This window comes from Flavobacterium sp. FlaQc-57, from assembly GCF_044007395.1.
GTDB lineage: Bacteria > Bacteroidota > Bacteroidia > Flavobacteriales > Flavobacteriaceae > Flavobacterium.
In genome coordinates this window covers 798,582-817,057 of sequence record NZ_JBIPDA010000002.1, presented here as the reverse complement: position 1 = coordinate 817,057, position 18,476 = coordinate 798,582, and the positions used below count along the sequence as shown (strand labels likewise).

The following is an 18,476-nucleotide window of genomic DNA, read 5'->3' as shown; positions in this document are numbered from 1 at the left end:
TTAGTTCAGCTTAAAATTCACCTGCATTTTCTCTAATTCTATCAATAACTCCGTTGAAATTTTAATTTTCAACCTACGACTTGGCATCGATAATTTGGTCACTACTTTTATTTCTTCAACTTCATTTACTTCTTGAATTTTTGTTTCTTCGATTGATCCTTCTGCATCTTCATTCTCGTCTACAAAAACAGCATCTTCAGTTTCTTCAAAATCAGTAGGAGTTTCTACCTCAACCAAACGCTTTATTTTTTCCAACTCCATAATTTCAAAAGTCACAGAATTATCTCCTTTATTCTCACTGAATAAATGACTTAACTTATGAATAAATTCTTCTTGTAAATCTTTAATATTCAATAATAAAATCAGTTTTTTAGCAAAAGCTTCCAAAATATCCTGCAATTGTCGGATCTCAACAAACTGCATTCTTGGATCAGATTTTTTACCGGTATCATGATTTACCCAACCGTCTTTTATTAATATTTTTATGAAAGCAAAATTATTTTGAATCAGGAAATGGCGGAATTTTAAGTATTCTTCGCCAAAAATCTTAAACTCATAACTTTCATCATAACCTTCTAAATTAAATACAGCCCAACCTTTTCCATTTTTCGCCACACGATGTTGTACGTTATTAATGATTCCGGCAAAATTTAAATTTTTACCCACGAATTCATTCATACTCTTAAGTGATTCTAATCGGGAATTACAGAAGTATTTCATTTCAAATCTAAAATCGTCGAGAGGATGTCCGGAAATATAAATTCCAACCACCTCTTTTTCTTTGGCCAACTTCTCCATTGTGCTCCAATCTTCACACGGAGGCACAACAGGCTCATCAATCTGAACTTCACTTGCTTCTCCAAACAAACTCACCTGCGATGAGTTTTCATTTTCCTGAAACTTAGATCCGTAACGAATTGCTTTTTCGTAAAACGTAATTCCGTCTCCATCATCATGAAAATATTGGGCTCTTGTCGTTCCTTCAAACGAATCAAAACCACCGGCCAAAGCTAGATTTTCGATCGCTTTTTTATTAGCAGCACGCAAATCTATTCGCTTCGCCAAATCAAAAATCGATTTATACTTACCGTCTTTTCTACTTTCTACAATGGTTGCTACAGCTCCGGAACCAACTCCTTTGATAGCTCCCATTCCAAAACGTACAGCATATTCATCATTTACAGTAAACTTATAGAATGACTCATTTACATCTGGTCCTAAAACCTGTAATCCCATTCGTTTGCATTCTTCCATAAAAAATGATACCTGTTTAATATCATTCATATTATTCGAAAGAACCGCTGCCATATATTCCGCAGGATAATGTGCTTTTAAGTAGGCTGTTTGATAAGCAATCCAAGCATAACAAGTCGAGTGCGATTTATTAAAGGCATAACTCGCAAATGCTTCCCAGTCTTTCCAGATTTTCTCCAGAACCTTTGCGTCATGACCTTTTTTTGCCGCTTGTTCTACGAACTTCGGTTTCATTTTATCCAGTACATCTTTTTGTTTCTTACCCATCGCCTTACGTAAAACGTCGGCCTCACCTTTTGTAAAGTCAGCCAGCGATTGCGACAAAAGCATTACCTGCTCTTGGTAAACGGTAATTCCGTAAGTCTCTCCCAAATATTCCTCACAGGCATCTAAATCGTATTTGATTTCCTCTTCACCATTTTTTCTTCGAACGAAAGACGGAATATACTCCAAAGGTCCCGGACGATATAAGGCGTTCATGGCAATTAAATCTCCAAAAACCGTTGGTTTCAGATCCTTCATGTATTTCTGCATTCCGGGTGACTCGTACTGAAAGATTCCAACCGTTTCTCCTCTCTGGAAAAGTGCATAAGTTTCAACATCATCAATCGGAAAAGTGTCCGGATCCAAATCAATTCCGTTTCTATATTTTACCAGTTTAACGGTATCTTTAATCAAGGTAAGGGTCTTCAGACCCAAGAAGTCCATCTTCAGCAATCCTGCACTTTCTGCAACTGAGTTATCAAACTGCGTTACATATAAATCCGAATCTTTGGCGGTGGTAACGGGAACGAAATTCGTAATATCCGATGGCGTAATGATTACACCACAGGCGTGAATTCCGGTATTTCGCATCGATCCTTCAAGGATTTTTGCCTGTTGAATTGTTTCTCCTGCCAAATCATCTTCATTGGCAATGGCGATTAATTCTTTTACATTATCATATTCATCAGATCGAAGTGCTTTTTTAACTTCCTCTTCGCTTTCAGAAATAAAACGCGCCAAATTCCATTTTGACGGCATCATTGCCGGAATCAGTTTTGCAATTCTATCGGCTTCAAACAATGGCAAATCCAGTACACGAGCCGTATCACGAATCGCTGATTTGGTTGCCATTTTACCGTATGTGATAATTTGTGCTACCTGATTCTGACCGTATTTATTGATTACGTATTCCATTACACGACCACGACCCTCATCATCAAAGTCGATATCAATATCGGGCATGGATACACGGTCAGGATTCAGGAAACGCTCAAAAAGCAAATCGTACTTAATCGGGTCAATATTGGTAATACCTAAACAATATGCCACCGCAGAACCCGCCGCAGATCCACGACCGGGACCTACGGAAACGTCCATATTTCGAGCTTCGGCGATGAAATCCTGAACAATCAGGAAATACCCTGGATATCCGGAATTCGAAATCGTCAATAACTCAAAATCCAAACGTTCCTGAATCGATTCTGTAATCTCTCCATATCGCTTTTTTGCACCCACCATTGTAAGGTGACGCAAATATTTATTTTCTCCTCTAACTCCGCCATCAGCTTCATCTTCAACAACTACAAACTCTTCGGGAATATCAAATTTAGGAAGTAATACATCACGATAAAGTGAATAAATTTCGACCTTATCTACTATTTCCTGAATATTGATAATCGAATCAGGTAAATCAGCAAAGAGTTTTTTCATCTCTTCTCCTGACTTATAATAGTATTCCTGATTGGGTAATCCGTAACGATATCCTCGACCACGACCAATTGGCGTAGCTTGTTTTTCACCATCTTTTACACACAATAAAATGTCGTGTGCATTAGCATCTTCTTTATTTAAATAATAGGTATTGTTTGTCGCAATTAATTTGACATTATGCTTTTGAGAAAACTCAATCAGGGTTTTGTTAACACGATTTTCATCTTCCTGATTATGTCGCATAATCTCGAGATAAAAGTCATCGCCAAATTGTTCTTTCCACCAAATCAAGGCTTCTTCGGCTTGGTTTTCACCAATGTTCAGAATTTTACTCGGAATCTCTCCGTATAAATTCCCGGACAAAACCATAATATCTTCCTTATATTGTTCGATAATCTTACGATCAATTCTCGGAACATAATAAAATCCATTCGTAAAAGCGATGGATGACATTTTAGCCAAATTGTGGTAACCATTTTTATTCTTGGCAAGTAATACAACCTGATTTCCGTTGTCTTTTTTGCTTTTATCCAAGTGGTTGTCGCAAACATTAAATTCGCAACCCACAATAGGTTTCATCTCCGTTTCTGTTGGTTCTTCACCAGCTTCAACCAATGCTTTATTTTTTCCGGAAGCGGCTTTATTGTGATTCATAACGGCGCTCACAAAGTGAAAAGCCCCCATCATGTTTCCGGTATCTGTCATGGCAACGGCCGGCATTCCATTTTTGGCTGTAGCCGCGACAATATTTCCGATACCTATAGTCGATTGTAAAACCGAAAACTGCGTATGATTGTGTAAATGCGCATATTTTGCAGCTTTAAAATCTTCTCTGTCAGAATGCGAAACTGAAGGTTCTTTACCAACAGATTCTAAAGCTTTTAATTGCTCTCTGATTTTATCAGATGCCGCTTTTAAATTGATATGTTTTAAACCAATTAAAGGAAATTCCTGAGGATTTCTATCTTGAAATTCCTTGAAATATTCTTTAGGAACATCCAATTCTTCTTTAGTAAAAACTTCTCTTCTAATTAATTCTAAGAAACAACGCGTAGTTGCCTCAACATCGGCAGTTGCGTTGTGCGCTTCTGCGAAAGGTTTATTAAAAAGATAACTATGTAACTCTGTTAAGGTTGGCAATTTAAACCTACCACCACGACCTCCGGGAAGTTGTAATAACGAAGCCGTAACTTCAGTACAAGTGTCCAAAACCGGCATTGAAGCCATTGGAGAATCAACGCCCATTCTATGGAATTCGGCTCCCATAATGTTAACGTCGAAACCTAAATTCTGACCAACAATAAATTTGGTTTTGCTCAAAGCGATATTGAATTTTTCTAAAACTTCAGCAAGTGAAATTCCATCGGCTTCAGCCAATTCGGTCGAAATTCCGTGAATACGTTCCGCATCATAAGGAATATTAAATCCGTCAGGTTTCACCAAATAATCCTGATGTTCAACAAGCGTTCCCATTTCGTCATGCAATTGCCATGCGATCTGAATACAGCGAGGCCAGTTATCAGAATCGGTTATTGGAGCGTCCCAACGTTTTGGTAATCCAGTAGTTTCAGTATCGAATATTAAATACATAGGTTTAAATAGCAAAAATTAAATTCCAAATTCCAATTCTTATCATTGTAAATCCCTGATTATATGAACTCTAAAAAACGATAAATAAAATATGGAAGAAGTTCAAATTTACGCTTTTTTTGGAGATAGAAAACGGTTAAATCTTTAAAAAATGATTCTTATCAACTAATCAAATTTTCTCTTAAAATACATAAAATTTCATAAAAATACATTTCTTGGATGTCGTAGTATTTGGATCAAAAAAAGTAGAGAAAAAATCATCTGAAAATTGATTTGCTATACATCAATAAAAGCAACAGATGATGGTTTTAAATATTTCTAAAAAGATTTTAAAAATAAGAATTATTACGTTTTTTATCCAATTTGTTAGATTTTTTTGAATTAAAACCCGTATTCTATAGTGATTTTGAGATAAATTTGCCAACTATTAAAAATTAAAATCAGCAAATAAAATTAACCTAAAAAAGAAAAGCAAAATCAATTTATATTCATTCTACAATCAAATTTGATTGCAAAAAAGCCAATCGCAATTTGTATTTTAGTTTGGGTATCGTATATAATGAAATATTGAAATTGACGACCTTATATCTTTTTCTAATTTTGTTTTCCTATTATAATAAGCAGGAATTGCTGTGGTTATAGAATTACAATTAAAAAAAATAAAAAATGAGTAAGACATTATTTGACAAAGTATGGGATTCACATGTAGTGCGTAAAATTGAAGATGGACCAGATGTGTTTTTTATTGACCGCCATTTCATTCATGAAGTTACGAGTCCTGTTGCTTTTCTAGGATTAAAAGCCAGAGGCGTTAAGGTTTTATACCCGGAACGTACTTTTGCAACTGCAGATCACAATACACCAACCATAAACCAACATTTACCAGTTGAAGATGCACTATCTGCAAATCAGCTTAAAGCGCTTGAAGATAATGCTGCCGAATACGGAATTTCTCACTGGGGATTAGGTCACATTAAAAATGGAATTGTACACGTAGTTGGTCCTGAAAACGGAATTACTTTGCCAGGTGCTACTATTGTTTGTGGAGATTCTCACACGTCTACTCACGGTGCTTTTGGAGCTATTGCTTTTGGTATCGGAACTTCTGAGGTTGAAATGGTGCTTTCTACACAATGTATTATGCAGCCAAAACCAAAGAAAATGCGTATCAACGTAAATGGTGAATTAAGCAAGGGGGTTGGTCCAAAAGATGTTGCTCTTTATATTATTGCACAATTGACTACTTCTGGAGGAACTGGATATTTTGTTGAATATGCCGGTGATGTTTTCGAAAACATGACTATGGAAGGCCGTATGACTGTTTGTAACTTAAGTATCGAAATGGGTGCTCGTGGTGGAATGATCGCTCCTGACCAAAAAACTTTTGATTTCCTTGAAGGAAGATTATTTGCTCCTAAAGGTGAAACTTGGGACAATGCAGTTGCTTACTGGAAAACTTTAAAAACAGATGCTGATGCAATTTTTGATGCTGAATTAAACATCAATGCTTCAGATATTGAACCAATGATTACTTATGGTACTAACCCTGGAATGGGAATTGGTATCTCAAAACATATTCCGAACGCTAATCAAGTTGAAGGCGGAGAGGAAACTTACAAAAAATCGTTAGCTTATATGGGCTTCCAGGAAGATGACGTTATGATTGGAAAACCAATTGATTATGTTTTCTTAGGAAGTTGTACAAACGGACGTATTGAAGATTTTAGGGCTTTCGCCGAAATTGTAAAAGGAAGAAAAAAAGCAGATAATGTTACCGCTTGGTTAGTTCCGGGTTCTCACGTTGTTGAAGCTCAAATTAAAGAAGAAGGCATTTTAGATATTCTTACTGAAGCTGGTTTTGTATTACGTCAACCTGGATGTTCAGCGTGTTTAGCAATGAACGATGACAAAGTTCCTGCAGGAAAATATGCAGTAAGTACTTCAAACAGAAACTTTGAAGGTCGTCAAGGTCCTGGTTCAAGAACATTATTAGCGAGCCCGATTATGGCTGCTGCTGCTGCTGTTACAGGAAAACTAACAGACCCGAGGGAATTATTTTAATTCCGCTATAAGCTGTAAGCTATAGGCTTTAAGCTTTAACCGATTCTGAAAAAAGGCTTATAGCGTACAGCTTACAGCCTAAAGCAAATAAACAATAAACGCTGTGCAAAAAGCTTAAAGCCTATAGCTTATAGCCTAAAGCAAAAAAACAGCCTAAAGCAAAAACAAAAAATGGCATACGATAAATTTAATATACTTACCAGCAGTGCAGTGCCACTGCCAATTGAGAACGTAGATACTGATCAAATTATACCGGCTCGTTTCTTAAAAGCTACAAAACGTGAAGGTTTTGGAGACAATCTTTTTAGAGACTGGCGATATAACGGAGACGATTCTCCAAAAGCTGATTTCGTTTTAAACGACTCAACTTATAGCGGAAAAATCTTGGTTGGAGGAAAAAACTTCGGTTCAGGATCTTCAAGAGAGCACGCAGCGTGGGCAGTTTATGATTACGGATTTAGAGCTGTAGTTTCAAGTTTCTTCGCAGATATCTTCAAAGGAAACTGTTTGAATATTGGTGTTTTACCAGTTCAAATTAGCCCGGAATTTGCCGAAACTATTTTCAAAGCAATCGAAGCTGATCCTAAAACTGAATTAGAAATCAACTTACCAAACCAAACCATTACTTTATTATCAACTGGTCAGCAAGAGTCTTTTGCTATTAACGGATACAAAAAGAACAATATGATCAATGGATTTGATGACATTGATTATTTACAAAATATTAAAGAAGATATTGTGACTTTCGCCGATAAGCTTCCTTATTAAAAAAATCTTGTTCAATCTATATAGACCCGACAGGTTTTTGAAATCTGTCGGGTTTTTCTAAATTAAATTGATCGAAGCAATGCTTCAGAAAATAGTCCGTCAAAGAAATAAGTTTTAAAACAATCCTATTTGTAAATGAAAGCCAATAAATATATTGAAAGAGACGAAAATGCAGCAAAAACATTCGACAATAGAAGTTTAGCCAAAGATTATAAAAATCTGATTCAGATTTTAAAACCCGGAATGACCATTTTAGATATTGGTTGCGGAACGGGCTCTATTTCAAAAGACATTGCAAATAGCATTGGTGCTAATGGAAAAGTTATTGGAATTGACAATACAGAGAATTTTATAAAAAGCGGTCAGGAATCTTATCAATCTATTTCTAATTTAGAATTAATTGCTGTTGATTTATTTGAATACAATCCTGATTTAAAATTTGATTTAATTGTTTCTGCCAGAACATTACAATGGCTTAGCAATCCGAAAGAAGCTTTAATTAAAATGAAATCATTATTAAAGCCAAACGGTCAAATATCAATTCTGGATTATGATCATACCAATTTAATTTGGAATCCGTTACCTCCGGAAAGCATGCAAGAGTTCTATAAAACTTTTTTGAAATGGCGATCGGATGCAGGAATGAATAACAAAATTGCCGAAGATTTACCTCAATTATTAATTGATGCAGGTTTTCACTCTATTGAAAAGATAAATTCAGACGAAATATACAACCAGGAAGATCCTGATTCTAAATCAAAAATAGGGATTTGGTCTAAAGTTGCCGGCTCCAGTCAAATGGTTGATGAAGGTTATTTAGAAGACAAATTAAGATTAAAGGCAATCGAAGAATACAATAATTGGATAGAAAATTCAGCCCTTTCAATGACTATGAAACTAAACGAAGTAAGGGGAAAAATATAAAAACAACTATAATTCATTTTTAAAGAAATATAGAAAATCAATATGGAAAAAAGAAAAATTGAAATAATGGATACGACACTTCGTGATGGTGAACAAACCTCCGGAGTATCTTTTTCTGCTGCAGAAAAACTAACCATTGCACAATTATTGTTAGAGGAATTAAATATTGATAGAATCGAAATTGCTTCGGCACGCGTGAGCGAAGGAGAATTTCAAGCCGTAAAAGGCATCACTTCCTGGGCCGAAGAAAAAGGATACATTAATAGAATTGAAGTACTTTCGTTTGTAGACGGAGGGATTTCAATTGAATGGATGAAAAAAGCAGGCGCCAAAGTACAGAATTTATTGACCAAAGGATCAATGAATCACCTGACGCATCAATTAAAAAAAACTCCAGAACAACACTTTTCTGAAATTGCAAAAATCATTTCTTTAGCGAAAGAAAATAATATCGAAACCAATGTTTACTTAGAAGATTGGAGCAACGGAATGCGAAATTCTCCTGAATATGTTTTTCAATTCTTAGATTTCTTAGCCACTCAACCCGTAAAAAGAATTTTACTTCCTGATACATTAGGGGTTTTAATTCCATCGCAAGCTTTCGAATTTATTTCTAAAATAAGAATAAAATATCCGCAGATTCATTTTGATTTCCATGCTCATAACGATTACGATTTAAGCGTTGCCAATGTCATGGAAGCTGTAAAAGCAGGCATAAACGGACTTCATGTTACCGTAAACGGAATGGGGGAACGCGCCGGAAATGCACCTCTTGAAAGTACCGTTGCCGTTATAAATGATTATCTTCCAGAAGTTAGCATCAACATAAAAGAAACCTCCTTATACACTGTAAGTAAATTAGTGGAGACTTTTACAGGATATAGAATTCCTGCCAACAAACCAATTGTTGGTGACAATGTATTTACCCAAACTGCCGGAATCCACGCTGACGGTGACAATAAAAACAATCTATATTTTAACGATTTGCTTCCGGAACGTTTCGGAAGAAAACGAAAATATGCTTTAGGAAAAACTTCCGGAAAAGCCAATATCGAAAAAAATCTTCAGGAATTGGGTTTGAAATTAAATCAGGAAGATTTGAAATTGGTTACGCAGAGAATCATTGAATTGGGTGATAAAAAAGAAACTGTTACTAAGGAAGATCTTCCGTACATTATTTCAGATGTTCTGGACAGTCATACTTACGAAGAAAAAATCACAATAGAATCTTATGTATTAATGCATTCAAAAGGAATGCGTCCGTCAACCACTTTGCTTTTAAAAATTGATGGTGAAATCATCGAAGAAAATGCTCAGGGCGACGGTCAGTTTGACGCTTTTATGAATGCTTTATCTAAAATTTATAAAAGCAAGAAATTAACGCTTCCAAAATTGATTGATTACGCAGTAAGAATTCCTCCGGGAAGTAGTTCTGACGCCTTGTGCGAAACGATCATTACCTGGGTAAACAACGGAAAAGAATTTAAAACAAGAGGATTAGATTCAGATCAAACGGTTGCAGCAATTATCGCAACTCAAAAGATGCTGAATGTAATTGCTTAATAGAGGTACAAAGGTTCAAAGTCACAGAGCAACAAAGGTTTTTAATCTTTGCCATTTGAAACCTTTAAACCTTTGAACCTTTGCCACTATGAACCTTAAAATAATAAATACTTAAAAAATGAAATTTAACATAGCCCTTTTAGCCGGAGACGGAATCGGACCAGAAGTAATAAATGAAGCAGTAAAAGTATCTGATGCTATTGCAAAAAAATTCAATCACGAAATAACCTGGACACCGGCTCTTACCGGAGCCTGTGCAATTGACGCAGTTGGAGTTCCTTATCCTGATGAAACACACGAAGTTTGTATGAAAGCTGACGCTGTTTTATTTGGAGCAATTGGACACCCAAAATATGATAACGATCCAAGTGCGCCAGTTCGCCCGGAGCAAGGATTATTATTGATGCGTAAAAAATTAGGATTGTTTGCTAACGTACGTCCAACTTTTACTTTTCCTTCTTTAATCGATAATTCTCCTTTAAAAAGAGAAAGAATCGAAGGAACAGATTTAGTTTTCCTAAGAGAATTAACTGGCGGAATTTACTTTGGAGAAAAAGGAAGAAGAGACGGCGGAGAAACTGCTTTCGATAATTGCGTTTACACAAGAGCTGAAGTTCAGCGTTTAGCTAAAAAAGGTTTCGAATTAGCCATGACACGCAGCAAGAAATTATGTTGTGTTGACAAAGCAAACGTTTTGGAAACTTCACGTTTATGGAGAGAAACAGTTCAGGCAATGGAAAAAGATTATCCAGAAGTTACTGTTTCTTATGAATTTGTTGATGCAGTTGCAATGCGTTTGGTTCAATGGCCAAACTCTTATGATGTATTAATTACTGAAAATTTATTTGGAGATATTTTAACTGATGAAGCTTCTGTAATTTCAGGTTCAATGGGATTAATGCCTTCTGCTTCTGTTGGAGAGCACACTTCATTATACGAACCAATTCACGGATCTTATCCACAGGCAACTGGATTAAATATCGCTAATCCATTAGCTACTATTTTATCTGCAGCAATGATGTTCGAAGATGCATTTGGACTAAAAGCCGAAGCCGAAGCGATTAGAGCTGTTGTAAACAAATCATTAGAACAAGGAATTGTTACTGAAGATTTAGCTGCAAAAGAAACAAAAGCATACAAAACCAGTGAAGTTGGAGACTGGCTTGTAGCAAACCTATAGTTTTATTTGTTTCAGGTTTATTTTGTTTCAAGTTTAAGGTTTGTTGGAACGTGAAACAAAATAAACTTGAAACTTGAAACAATTTTAAACAAAAAAAAGGGATCAATGTAAATTGATCCCTTTTATATATTTAGAAAAAAATATTAATATCCTCCTCTGTTACCACCACGGTCATTTCCACCACGGCTGTTTCCTCCACCATAACCTCCGCGTGAATCTCCACCACGGCTGTTATTGTTGAAGCTTCTTCTTTCACCTTCAGGTTTCGGTTCAGATTTATTAACTACAATTGCACGACCTTGAACAGTAGCTCCGTTCAATTCATCAATTGCTTTTTGAGCTTCTGCATCGTTTGGCATCTCTACGAAACCAAAACCTTTGCTTCTTCCTGTAAATTTATCAGTAATGATTTTAACTGAATCTACTGCTCCGTAAGCCTCGAAAGACTCTCTTAAATCTGCTTCCTCAATACTGAATGGAAGGCTTCCAACAAAAATGTTCATATGTACTTATTTATAATAATGTAGCAAATGTAGTCTTATTTTTCTGTAATCTACTATATATTAGTTTATTTATGTTTTTATTTTGATTTAAAAAAGAACAAATCAATAAAACCAAATGGTTCTAAATCAAAATTCTAAAAGTTATTTGTTAATACAATCGGAATTTTATAAAAAACTCCCTCTTTAAAGTTCACCTTTGGTTTGTCTGTATTCGTTTCGTCTTCATTCATTGCACTAAACCTGAAAGTTCCTGAAATCGTCATATTTTCGAGATTCAGTTCCGTAATTTCAATTTGACCGCTGCCAACATTAGTACCTGTATAAAAATCCTCCACTTGTGACGGAAGCGTATTTGAATATGAAACCGTTGAATTATCATCGATTCCAAGAATATAAATTTGTGCTACAGAAGACGGAGTTCTTAAAGTAACTTTTTCAAACCCTAAATCTCCTTCTATAGCGAGACTTCCGTTTGAATTTGTATAAGCTTTAAAAGATGTAGCTCTCCAAAAAACATTATCTTTTAAGGCTTGAAATGCAGGATTATTAAATTTAACATCCTCAGTGCAAGACGAAACAACAATAAGAAGTAATACTAATTGAAAGATTTTTTTCATTTCTAGGGGATTTGCCGTAAAAGTACCACATTTAGTATAAATATCTAAAACATAAAAGTCAAAAAGCATTAAAAAGAAGATACAAATTCTTCTGAAATATTTTTAATCCCTTATGAATCGTATTATTCATAAAAAAATTATATCTTTGCGCCCTTAATTAACAGAGGTCGAGTACCTCAAAATTTAATCATACGATTATGTCAGTAAAAATTAGATTACAAAGACACGGTAAAAAACAAAAACCTTTTTACTGGGTTGTAGCTGCAGATGCACGCTCAAAAAGAGATGGTAAATACTTAGAGAAAATCGGTACTTACAATCCAAACACAAACCCTGCAACTATCGAATTAAACCTTGATAGCGCTGTAAAATGGTTGCACAATGGTGCTCAACCTACCGACACAGCTAGAGCAATCCTTTCTTACAAAGGTGCTTTATTGAAACACCACCTTGATGGAGGTATCCGTAAAGGAGCTTTAACTCAAGAACAAGCTGATGCTAAATTAGCTGCTTGGTTAGAGGCTAAAGCTGGAAAAGTTGATGCTAAAAAAGACGGTTTAACAAAAGCGCAAGCTGATGCTAAAGCTAAAGCTTTTAAAGCAGAACAAGAAGTTAATGCTAAACGTTTAGCTGCTGCAGCTCAAGCTGAAGCTGACGCTATCGCTGCTGCAACTCCTGCAGTTGAAGAAGTTGCTGAAGTAGAAGAATCTACTGAAGAAGCTCCTGCTGCTGAAGAAAATAACGAAACAACTGAAGCATAATTATATTTAGCGAGAATGCGTAAAGAAGAATGTTTTTATTTAGGTAAAATCGCTAAAAAATTTAGTTTCAAAGGTGAAGTCCTGGCTTATCTAGACACGGACGAACCTGAGTTATACGAAAATTTGGAATCAGTGTTTGTTGAATGCAACAAACACTTGGTTCCTTTTTTTATTGAGAAAAGCTCTTTACACAAAAACGATTTTCTTAGAATTCGTTTTGAAGACATGAATACTGAAGAAGATGCTGATGCCATTATGGGTAATGCAATCTATCTTCCTTTAAGTATGTTGCCAAAACTTTCTGGCAACAAATTTTACTTCCATGAAGTTATCGGTTTCGAAATCGAAGACCAACGCTTAGGTGTTTTCGGTAAAATTGCTGCCGTTAACGATAGTACTGCACAACCACTTTTTGAAGTTTTGAATGGCGAAGTCGAAATGTTAATTCCGATGATCGACCATTTTCTAGTGAAAATTGACCGCGAGAACAAAAAAGTGATCATGAATCTGCCGGAAGGGTTAGTAGAGATGTACTTGTAAAAGTATTCAGTTACAGTTTTCAGTTATTCTGATTCTTAAATTTTTAATTTTTCAGCAATGTCTAAATTCACTTTCAAGCAATTCTCTGTTCAACAAGACAAAACCGCTATGAAAGTTGGTACTGACGGTGTTTTACTTGGCGCTTGGGCTCCGGTAAATCATAATACGCATAGTGTTTTAGATATTGGTGCAGGAACCGGAATTATTGCTTTGATGCTTGCGCAGCGAACTCACGCAGAACAAATTGATGCTCTAGAAATTGACGAAGACGCTTACGAACAAGCGGTTGGAAATTTTGAAAACTCTCCTTGGGGAGACCGTTTATTTTGTTTTCATGCAGGTTTGGATGAATTTATAGATGAACCGGAAGACGAATACGATTTGATTGTTTCAAATCCGCCTTTTTATGCTGAAGATTACAAAACCGAAAACGAACAGCGTGATCTGGCCCGTTTTCAAGACGCAATGCCTTTTGAAGAATTAGTTGAAGCTGCCGATTTATTACTCTCTGAAAATGGAATATTTGCTTTAATTTTACCATTCAAGGAAGAAGAAAAATTTATCGCTTTAGCCAAAGAATCAGAATTATATCCGATAAAAATTACGCGCGTAAAAGGAACTCCAAAATCTGAAATCAAACGCAGCTTATTGGCTTTTAGCCGAAATGAAATTTCTGAAATTGAAATAGATGAATTGACAATCGAAATCGACAGACATATTTATACTCCTGAATATATTGAGCTGACAAAAGATTTTTATTTAAAGATGTAATTCAAAACTCCATTTTTTTATTCTCAATAATAAAGTTATTGTTTTTCCAATATTCCAAATCTTCAACAACTTTTATATCTAGTTTTAAACGATCAATCGGACGTTTTACAACTGATACATTTTCTGTAATAATATCTTCAGACATTAAATCGTAATTAGAATTTACGATACTAATTTGCTCTTTATTCCCCAACGAAAAGTAACTGCTTTCTACCTTTTCATTACAATAGTTAATAAAATAGCGTCCATTAACATTTTTATAGGTTTGAGTAATCTTCAATGATGACTCTACTACAATATCGTCATTATCGTTCGATCTGTCTCTCTTTAAAACTACGTACTGCTCAAATTTCACAATTGCAAAAGAATCTGTCTCGATGTAGATAAAACCTATTGCCGATTTGGGCGCAGGATTTCCAAAACCGGTAGAAAAAATAGTTGGATTCAGATTTGTAAAACTTATTACATACACATTTTTACCTCCGTATGTTGTCGTTCCTTCTTTCTTTAATTCAAAGTCTTTTGTTTCGTAAAGCAAATTCTGATTGCTTAGCATTATATTTCTAAAAATAACCACTCCAAAATATCCTATTCCTTTCCAATTTTCAATTGTCTCTGGACTCACTTTTTTTCGTAATTGCAATACTTCTCCAAAATAATTGGCAACCGCATCATCCGAAACTTTTATTCCATTTGGACTGTAAGTATTAATTGAAGCTTCTTCGTTTATTATAAAAATACTGTCTTTATTGGTTTGAGCTCTAAAAAAGAATTTCTGATTGAATGGTTTTTGATAGTAGTTACTCTCAATATTCTCTTTTGCTTTTTTTAAAATCGCTATAGCAGATAAAGTTTTAGATTTCTTTTTAGAAGAAGTAACAACCGTTTCTTTTAATGAAATCTCAGCATTCGTTTCTTTCTTTAATTTAATATCCAGTGATTCACTTCGCAGCTTTTCAAGCTTAGAAACAGCAATTGTATCTGAAAAATACCCTAAAGCTGAAACAATCAATTGATCATTAAAGCTCCCTTTAGAAATATTGAATTGAAAACTTCCTTCTGAATTTGAAACCACACTTTTGTTACAATTAAGAAGATAAAGATCAGCATTTACAATTGTCGCATCTGATTCTGAATCTTTAACAGTTCCGAAAACACTAAACGAATCGTATGAATTTTTCGATTTTTGAGAATACAAAACAGATTGTAACAATAGAAATATTGCTACAATCAATTGTTTAATTATTATGTCAGAATTCATTATTTTCCATTTTTAGCAAAAAGAATCGCACGATCTAAAATCTCATCTTTTCCTTGCTGAATACCTAAAATAGTTGGTTTTACTTCAATATCCGGAACGATCCCAATACGTTGAATTTCTTTTTTGTTTGGATAAAAAACGCCGTAACAAGTAAACGACGAAGAAAATCCTTTTATAATGCCAAATCTATAACTTGCACCATCAGCGCCTCCGGTCTGACTTCCAATTATGGTAACTTTGGGAGCCGTTTGCAGCGCCATAGCTGTATGTTCAGCATGACTAACAGCATTCTCGTCAATTAAAACAATAACCTTTCCTTTGAAATAATCAGAATTCACTTTACCACATTTTTCAACTCCAAATCTCCAAATATATCTTCCTGGAAAACTAATGTCCGGATCAATATATTTTGCATATTCTTTTGGTTCAGGATTAAGCCATTCTAAAAGCGTAAACATTACATCATGGGGACGTTTTCTATCGTCAAAAATAATAGCATTTGTATTATTTAGTGCCGTTATTAAAGCTGGAATATCATTTCCTTCTAATGCATCAAAATTTACATAACCAATGTTCCCATCCAGAACTTTCCACTTTTCCTCATCAGGAAATTGAATTTTTAAATCTTGATATTTATATCGATTTATTGTTTTAATTGCGGATTTTCCATCTCTGATAAATTCAATTTCAACAGTTGGTGTTTTTCCATTAAAGATCGTCCAATAAGCATTTTTTAAAACGGAAGGCTCATTTGATCCTTCAACGTATTTTGAATTTTCTTTTAGAATCTGGGCAATCGTTTTTCCTTCTACTTTGGTGATTACATCTCCAATTTTAAGATCACTAATCTTTGCCAGAGAATCATTTTTCAAACCTATAACAACAGCCTTTTGATCAATAATTTTAACATCAACAGGAATAAATTTATCTCCAAAATAGTCAAACAGCTGAGACATTTGAGTAGAAGCATGCGTATCGTTTATTTTAATCGAAATTTCGCGCATTGCTAAAACAAAATCTTTTTCTGATTCTGGCGTAATGATTCGCGGAAGAAATTCATTTAATGATTTATCCCAATTTTGGTCCATTTGGTATTTATATGGAAAAAAATATTCGATGTAATTCCAATATCTAAATAAGGCTAAAAGACGAAGATTTTTATCTGTCCATTTAAAATCTGCATATTTTACTTCGTTCTTAAATTGCAATGGAACATCACCACTGCCAAGTTCATAATTAACATAATACTGTTTTCCCTGAATTCTGTTTTCTTCAATAAATTTCAGTTTTTTTGAAAGTGTTTTAGAAAATAAATCATTTTTATTGATCCAAGACAAATCGAAATTTTTGTCGAAATACTCTTTCTTTGAATTTACTGCCTCGTACGTTTTTAATTCTCCTAATGAAGTAATCCAATTTTCAATTACTAAAGAAAACGCTTCTGCAGTTTGCGCTTCTTCAACTTTTGGCAAAATTTGAAACAATTGCTCGTCCCAATTCTTGCTTCCATCCGCAACATTTGGATGATAATATTTTAAAAATCCCCAAACCTTACAGGTAGCGCTCAGCTTTTGAACTTCGGTTATTGGTTTTGAAAAAGAGAATTGAAATAGCAAAACAAGAACGACGAGTAAAGTTTTTTTCATTTGTAAAGGTTAATTTGGGTTAATTTGGGTTAGTTTTGATTTATTTTAAACTTGTTCGAAAATACTTTTAAATTGATATAAAATCCGCTCAATTAATCGTAAATCTTCAGTAACAATTTCAGCACTTCCTTTCATTTCCTGCTGAAATACAATTTGTTTTTTATACGAAGTTTGCAGCCCGTTTGGAAGCGCAACATCTAGCAACAAATTGCCGTCTTTGTCCGGAACAAGGGATATGTTTTTTATTTTACCTTTTAATACGCCAAATTCCCTGTCAGGAAAATTGGCTAATCTGATATTGACAACTTGCCCAACTTTTATTTTTCCAGAATTTAAAGCTGGCGCTTTTGCTTTCCCAACGAAACCATTTTTAGTGTTCGGAATAATCGAAAAAACATTATCACCAATATTTATAGTTTGATTTTCTGTCCAAACCTGCAAAAAAGTCACCACACCACTTACGGATGATTTTAGTGTATAAGCCAACTCCCAATCTTTAATTACTTTTTTTAACTGATAAAAAGATTGCGCCATGTTACGCCCTAAAGTAACTTCTTCTTTCGTGCCGCTTATTTGCGAATTCTGACTCAATTTCGAATTATCAATCAAAGAGGATCTCAACTGCGAAATAGACGTTAAGAGGCTCTTATAATTCTTTTGAGCCTGAAGATAACTTAGTTTCTTAGCTTCCATTTCCTGTGCCGAAATAATTCCTTTATTGAATAACGTTTCGAAACGAGAAATTTCATTTTTTTGAAGTTGTAATTCACTTTCGTTGATTACTTTTTGCTGTTGCAGAATTTCCAGCCTTTCTTTAATCTGAACTTTTTCAGAAATCTGTGCACGGTTTTCAACCTCAAAGGGCTGCAGATTTTTATTCAACTGCTCTGCCTGGTAATCTTTTTGAAAAACAGCAAAAGCACTTTCAATTTCTCCTAATTGTGCATTTTTTAGCAATTCAAAAGGAAAAGCTTTATTGAGATTATTGATATTATATTCGTCTACTATTTTTTTTAATAAAAAAACATCTTTGTAATTGGCTGTATTTTCGATAATTGCAAGCGTACTATTTTCTGAAACTATCGATTTATCTTTTACCAAAATGGCTTCAATACGGCCTGATGATTTAGAAACTATTTTCTCTGGCGGAATATTGGTTGTTATCACAATTTCGGTCGTTACAACATCCGGATATTTAATAAACCAAGACACAAAAAACAACATACAAATAATTACAAATATTAAAATGGTCCCCCAACGTATCATCCAGTGGGGCACTTTGGTAAGAATGTCCTGAACTTCTTCACTTCTTAGTTCAAATGCAGTATTATCTTCAGCCATG

General features: G+C 34.7%; 14 protein-coding genes. 8 read left to right on the top strand and 6 right to left on the bottom strand.

The genetic code is table 11. From position 1 onward, the window contains the following. The gene (gene dnaE / locus ACHRVZ_RS09500; RefSeq protein WP_395422108.1) at positions 1-4,539 is read right to left on the bottom strand and encodes a DNA polymerase III subunit alpha; all 4,539 of its coding nucleotides are present in this window, start codon (positions 4,537-4,539) and stop codon (positions 1-3) included. A 666-nt stretch (positions 4,540-5,205) separates the two neighbouring features. Here dnaE and leuC point away from each other — a divergent pair. The 5 genes from leuC to leuB all read left to right on the top strand — a co-directional run bounded on the left by leuC (position 5,206) and on the right by leuB (position 11,035). Then, the gene (leuC, locus tag ACHRVZ_RS09495) at positions 5,206-6,600 is read left to right on the top strand and encodes a 3-isopropylmalate dehydratase large subunit (protein WP_395422106.1); all 1,395 of its coding nucleotides are present in this window, start codon (positions 5,206-5,208) and stop codon (positions 6,598-6,600) included. Between the two features lie 171 nt (positions 6,601-6,771). After that, positions 6,772-7,368, top strand: a complete 597-nt coding sequence (gene leuD / locus ACHRVZ_RS09490; RefSeq protein ID WP_395422104.1) for a 3-isopropylmalate dehydratase small subunit — start codon at positions 6,772-6,774, stop codon at positions 7,366-7,368. Positions 7,369-7,503: 135 nt separating this feature from the next. Then, positions 7,504-8,292 carry a methyltransferase domain-containing protein gene (locus ACHRVZ_RS09485; protein ID WP_395422102.1) on the top strand — a complete coding sequence of 263 codons (789 nt, stop codon included), beginning with the start codon at positions 7,504-7,506 and terminating at the stop codon, positions 8,290-8,292. Between the two features lie 42 nt (positions 8,293-8,334). Further along, the gene (locus tag ACHRVZ_RS09480; protein ID WP_395422101.1) at positions 8,335-9,855 is read left to right on the top strand and encodes an alpha-isopropylmalate synthase regulatory domain-containing protein; all 1,521 of its coding nucleotides are present in this window, start codon (positions 8,335-8,337) and stop codon (positions 9,853-9,855) included. A gap of 118 nt (positions 9,856-9,973) precedes the next feature. Continuing rightward, the gene (leuB, locus tag ACHRVZ_RS09475) at positions 9,974-11,035 is read left to right on the top strand and encodes a 3-isopropylmalate dehydrogenase (protein ID WP_395422099.1); all 1,062 of its coding nucleotides are present in this window, start codon (positions 9,974-9,976) and stop codon (positions 11,033-11,035) included. Between the two features lie 143 nt (positions 11,036-11,178). Here leuB and ACHRVZ_RS09470 read toward each other — a convergent pair whose 3' ends face one another. Together ACHRVZ_RS09470 and ACHRVZ_RS09465 are read right to left on the bottom strand one after the other, a co-directional pair. Next, positions 11,179-11,538 carry an RNA-binding protein gene (locus ACHRVZ_RS09470; protein ID WP_026982652.1) on the bottom strand — a complete coding sequence of 120 codons (360 nt, stop codon included), beginning with the start codon at positions 11,536-11,538 and terminating at the stop codon, positions 11,179-11,181. Positions 11,539-11,672: 134 nt separating this feature from the next. Continuing rightward, the gene (locus ACHRVZ_RS09465; protein WP_395422098.1) at positions 11,673-12,155 is read right to left on the bottom strand and encodes a DUF6252 family protein; all 483 of its coding nucleotides are present in this window, start codon (positions 12,153-12,155) and stop codon (positions 11,673-11,675) included. Positions 12,156-12,352: 197 nt separating this feature from the next. Here ACHRVZ_RS09465 and ACHRVZ_RS09460 point away from each other — a divergent pair, with 197 nt between their 5' ends. From ACHRVZ_RS09460 to ACHRVZ_RS09450, 3 genes are read left to right on the top strand one after another with little or no spacing between them, the layout of a single operon-like run. After that, positions 12,353-12,916 (top strand): 30S ribosomal protein S16, encoded by a 564-nt coding sequence (locus tag ACHRVZ_RS09460; RefSeq protein WP_395422097.1) that lies wholly within the window; start codon positions 12,353-12,355, stop codon positions 12,914-12,916. 15 nt (positions 12,917-12,931) lie between these two features. Further along, positions 12,932-13,456, top strand: a complete 525-nt coding sequence (gene rimM, locus ACHRVZ_RS09455; protein WP_395422096.1) for a ribosome maturation factor RimM — start codon at positions 12,932-12,934, stop codon at positions 13,454-13,456. Between the two features lie 57 nt (positions 13,457-13,513). Continuing rightward, complete coding sequence (locus ACHRVZ_RS09450; RefSeq protein WP_395422094.1) at positions 13,514-14,227, top strand: tRNA1(Val) (adenine(37)-N6)-methyltransferase; 714 nt, start codon at positions 13,514-13,516, stop codon at positions 14,225-14,227. 1 nt (position 14,228) lies between these two features. On the opposite strand, the gene ACHRVZ_RS09445 is transcribed toward ACHRVZ_RS09450, so the two are convergent. From ACHRVZ_RS09445 to ACHRVZ_RS09435, 3 genes are read right to left on the bottom strand one after another with little or no spacing between them, the layout of a single operon-like run. Next, complete coding sequence (locus tag ACHRVZ_RS09445; protein ID WP_395422093.1) at positions 14,229-15,488, bottom strand: carboxypeptidase-like regulatory domain-containing protein; 1,260 nt, start codon at positions 15,486-15,488, stop codon at positions 14,229-14,231. Beyond that, positions 15,488-17,134: a S41 family peptidase gene (locus tag ACHRVZ_RS09440; RefSeq protein ID WP_395422092.1), complete on the bottom strand. Its 1,647-nt coding sequence runs from the start codon at positions 17,132-17,134 to the stop codon at positions 15,488-15,490. Before ACHRVZ_RS09440 ends, ACHRVZ_RS09445 begins: the two co-directional genes overlap by 1 nt. A 45-nt stretch (positions 17,135-17,179) precedes the next feature. Next, on the bottom strand, positions 17,180-18,475 hold the full coding sequence (locus ACHRVZ_RS09435; RefSeq protein WP_395422090.1) for an HlyD family secretion protein: 1,296 nt from the start codon (positions 18,473-18,475) through the stop codon (positions 17,180-17,182). Position 18,476: the final 1 nt, after the last annotated feature.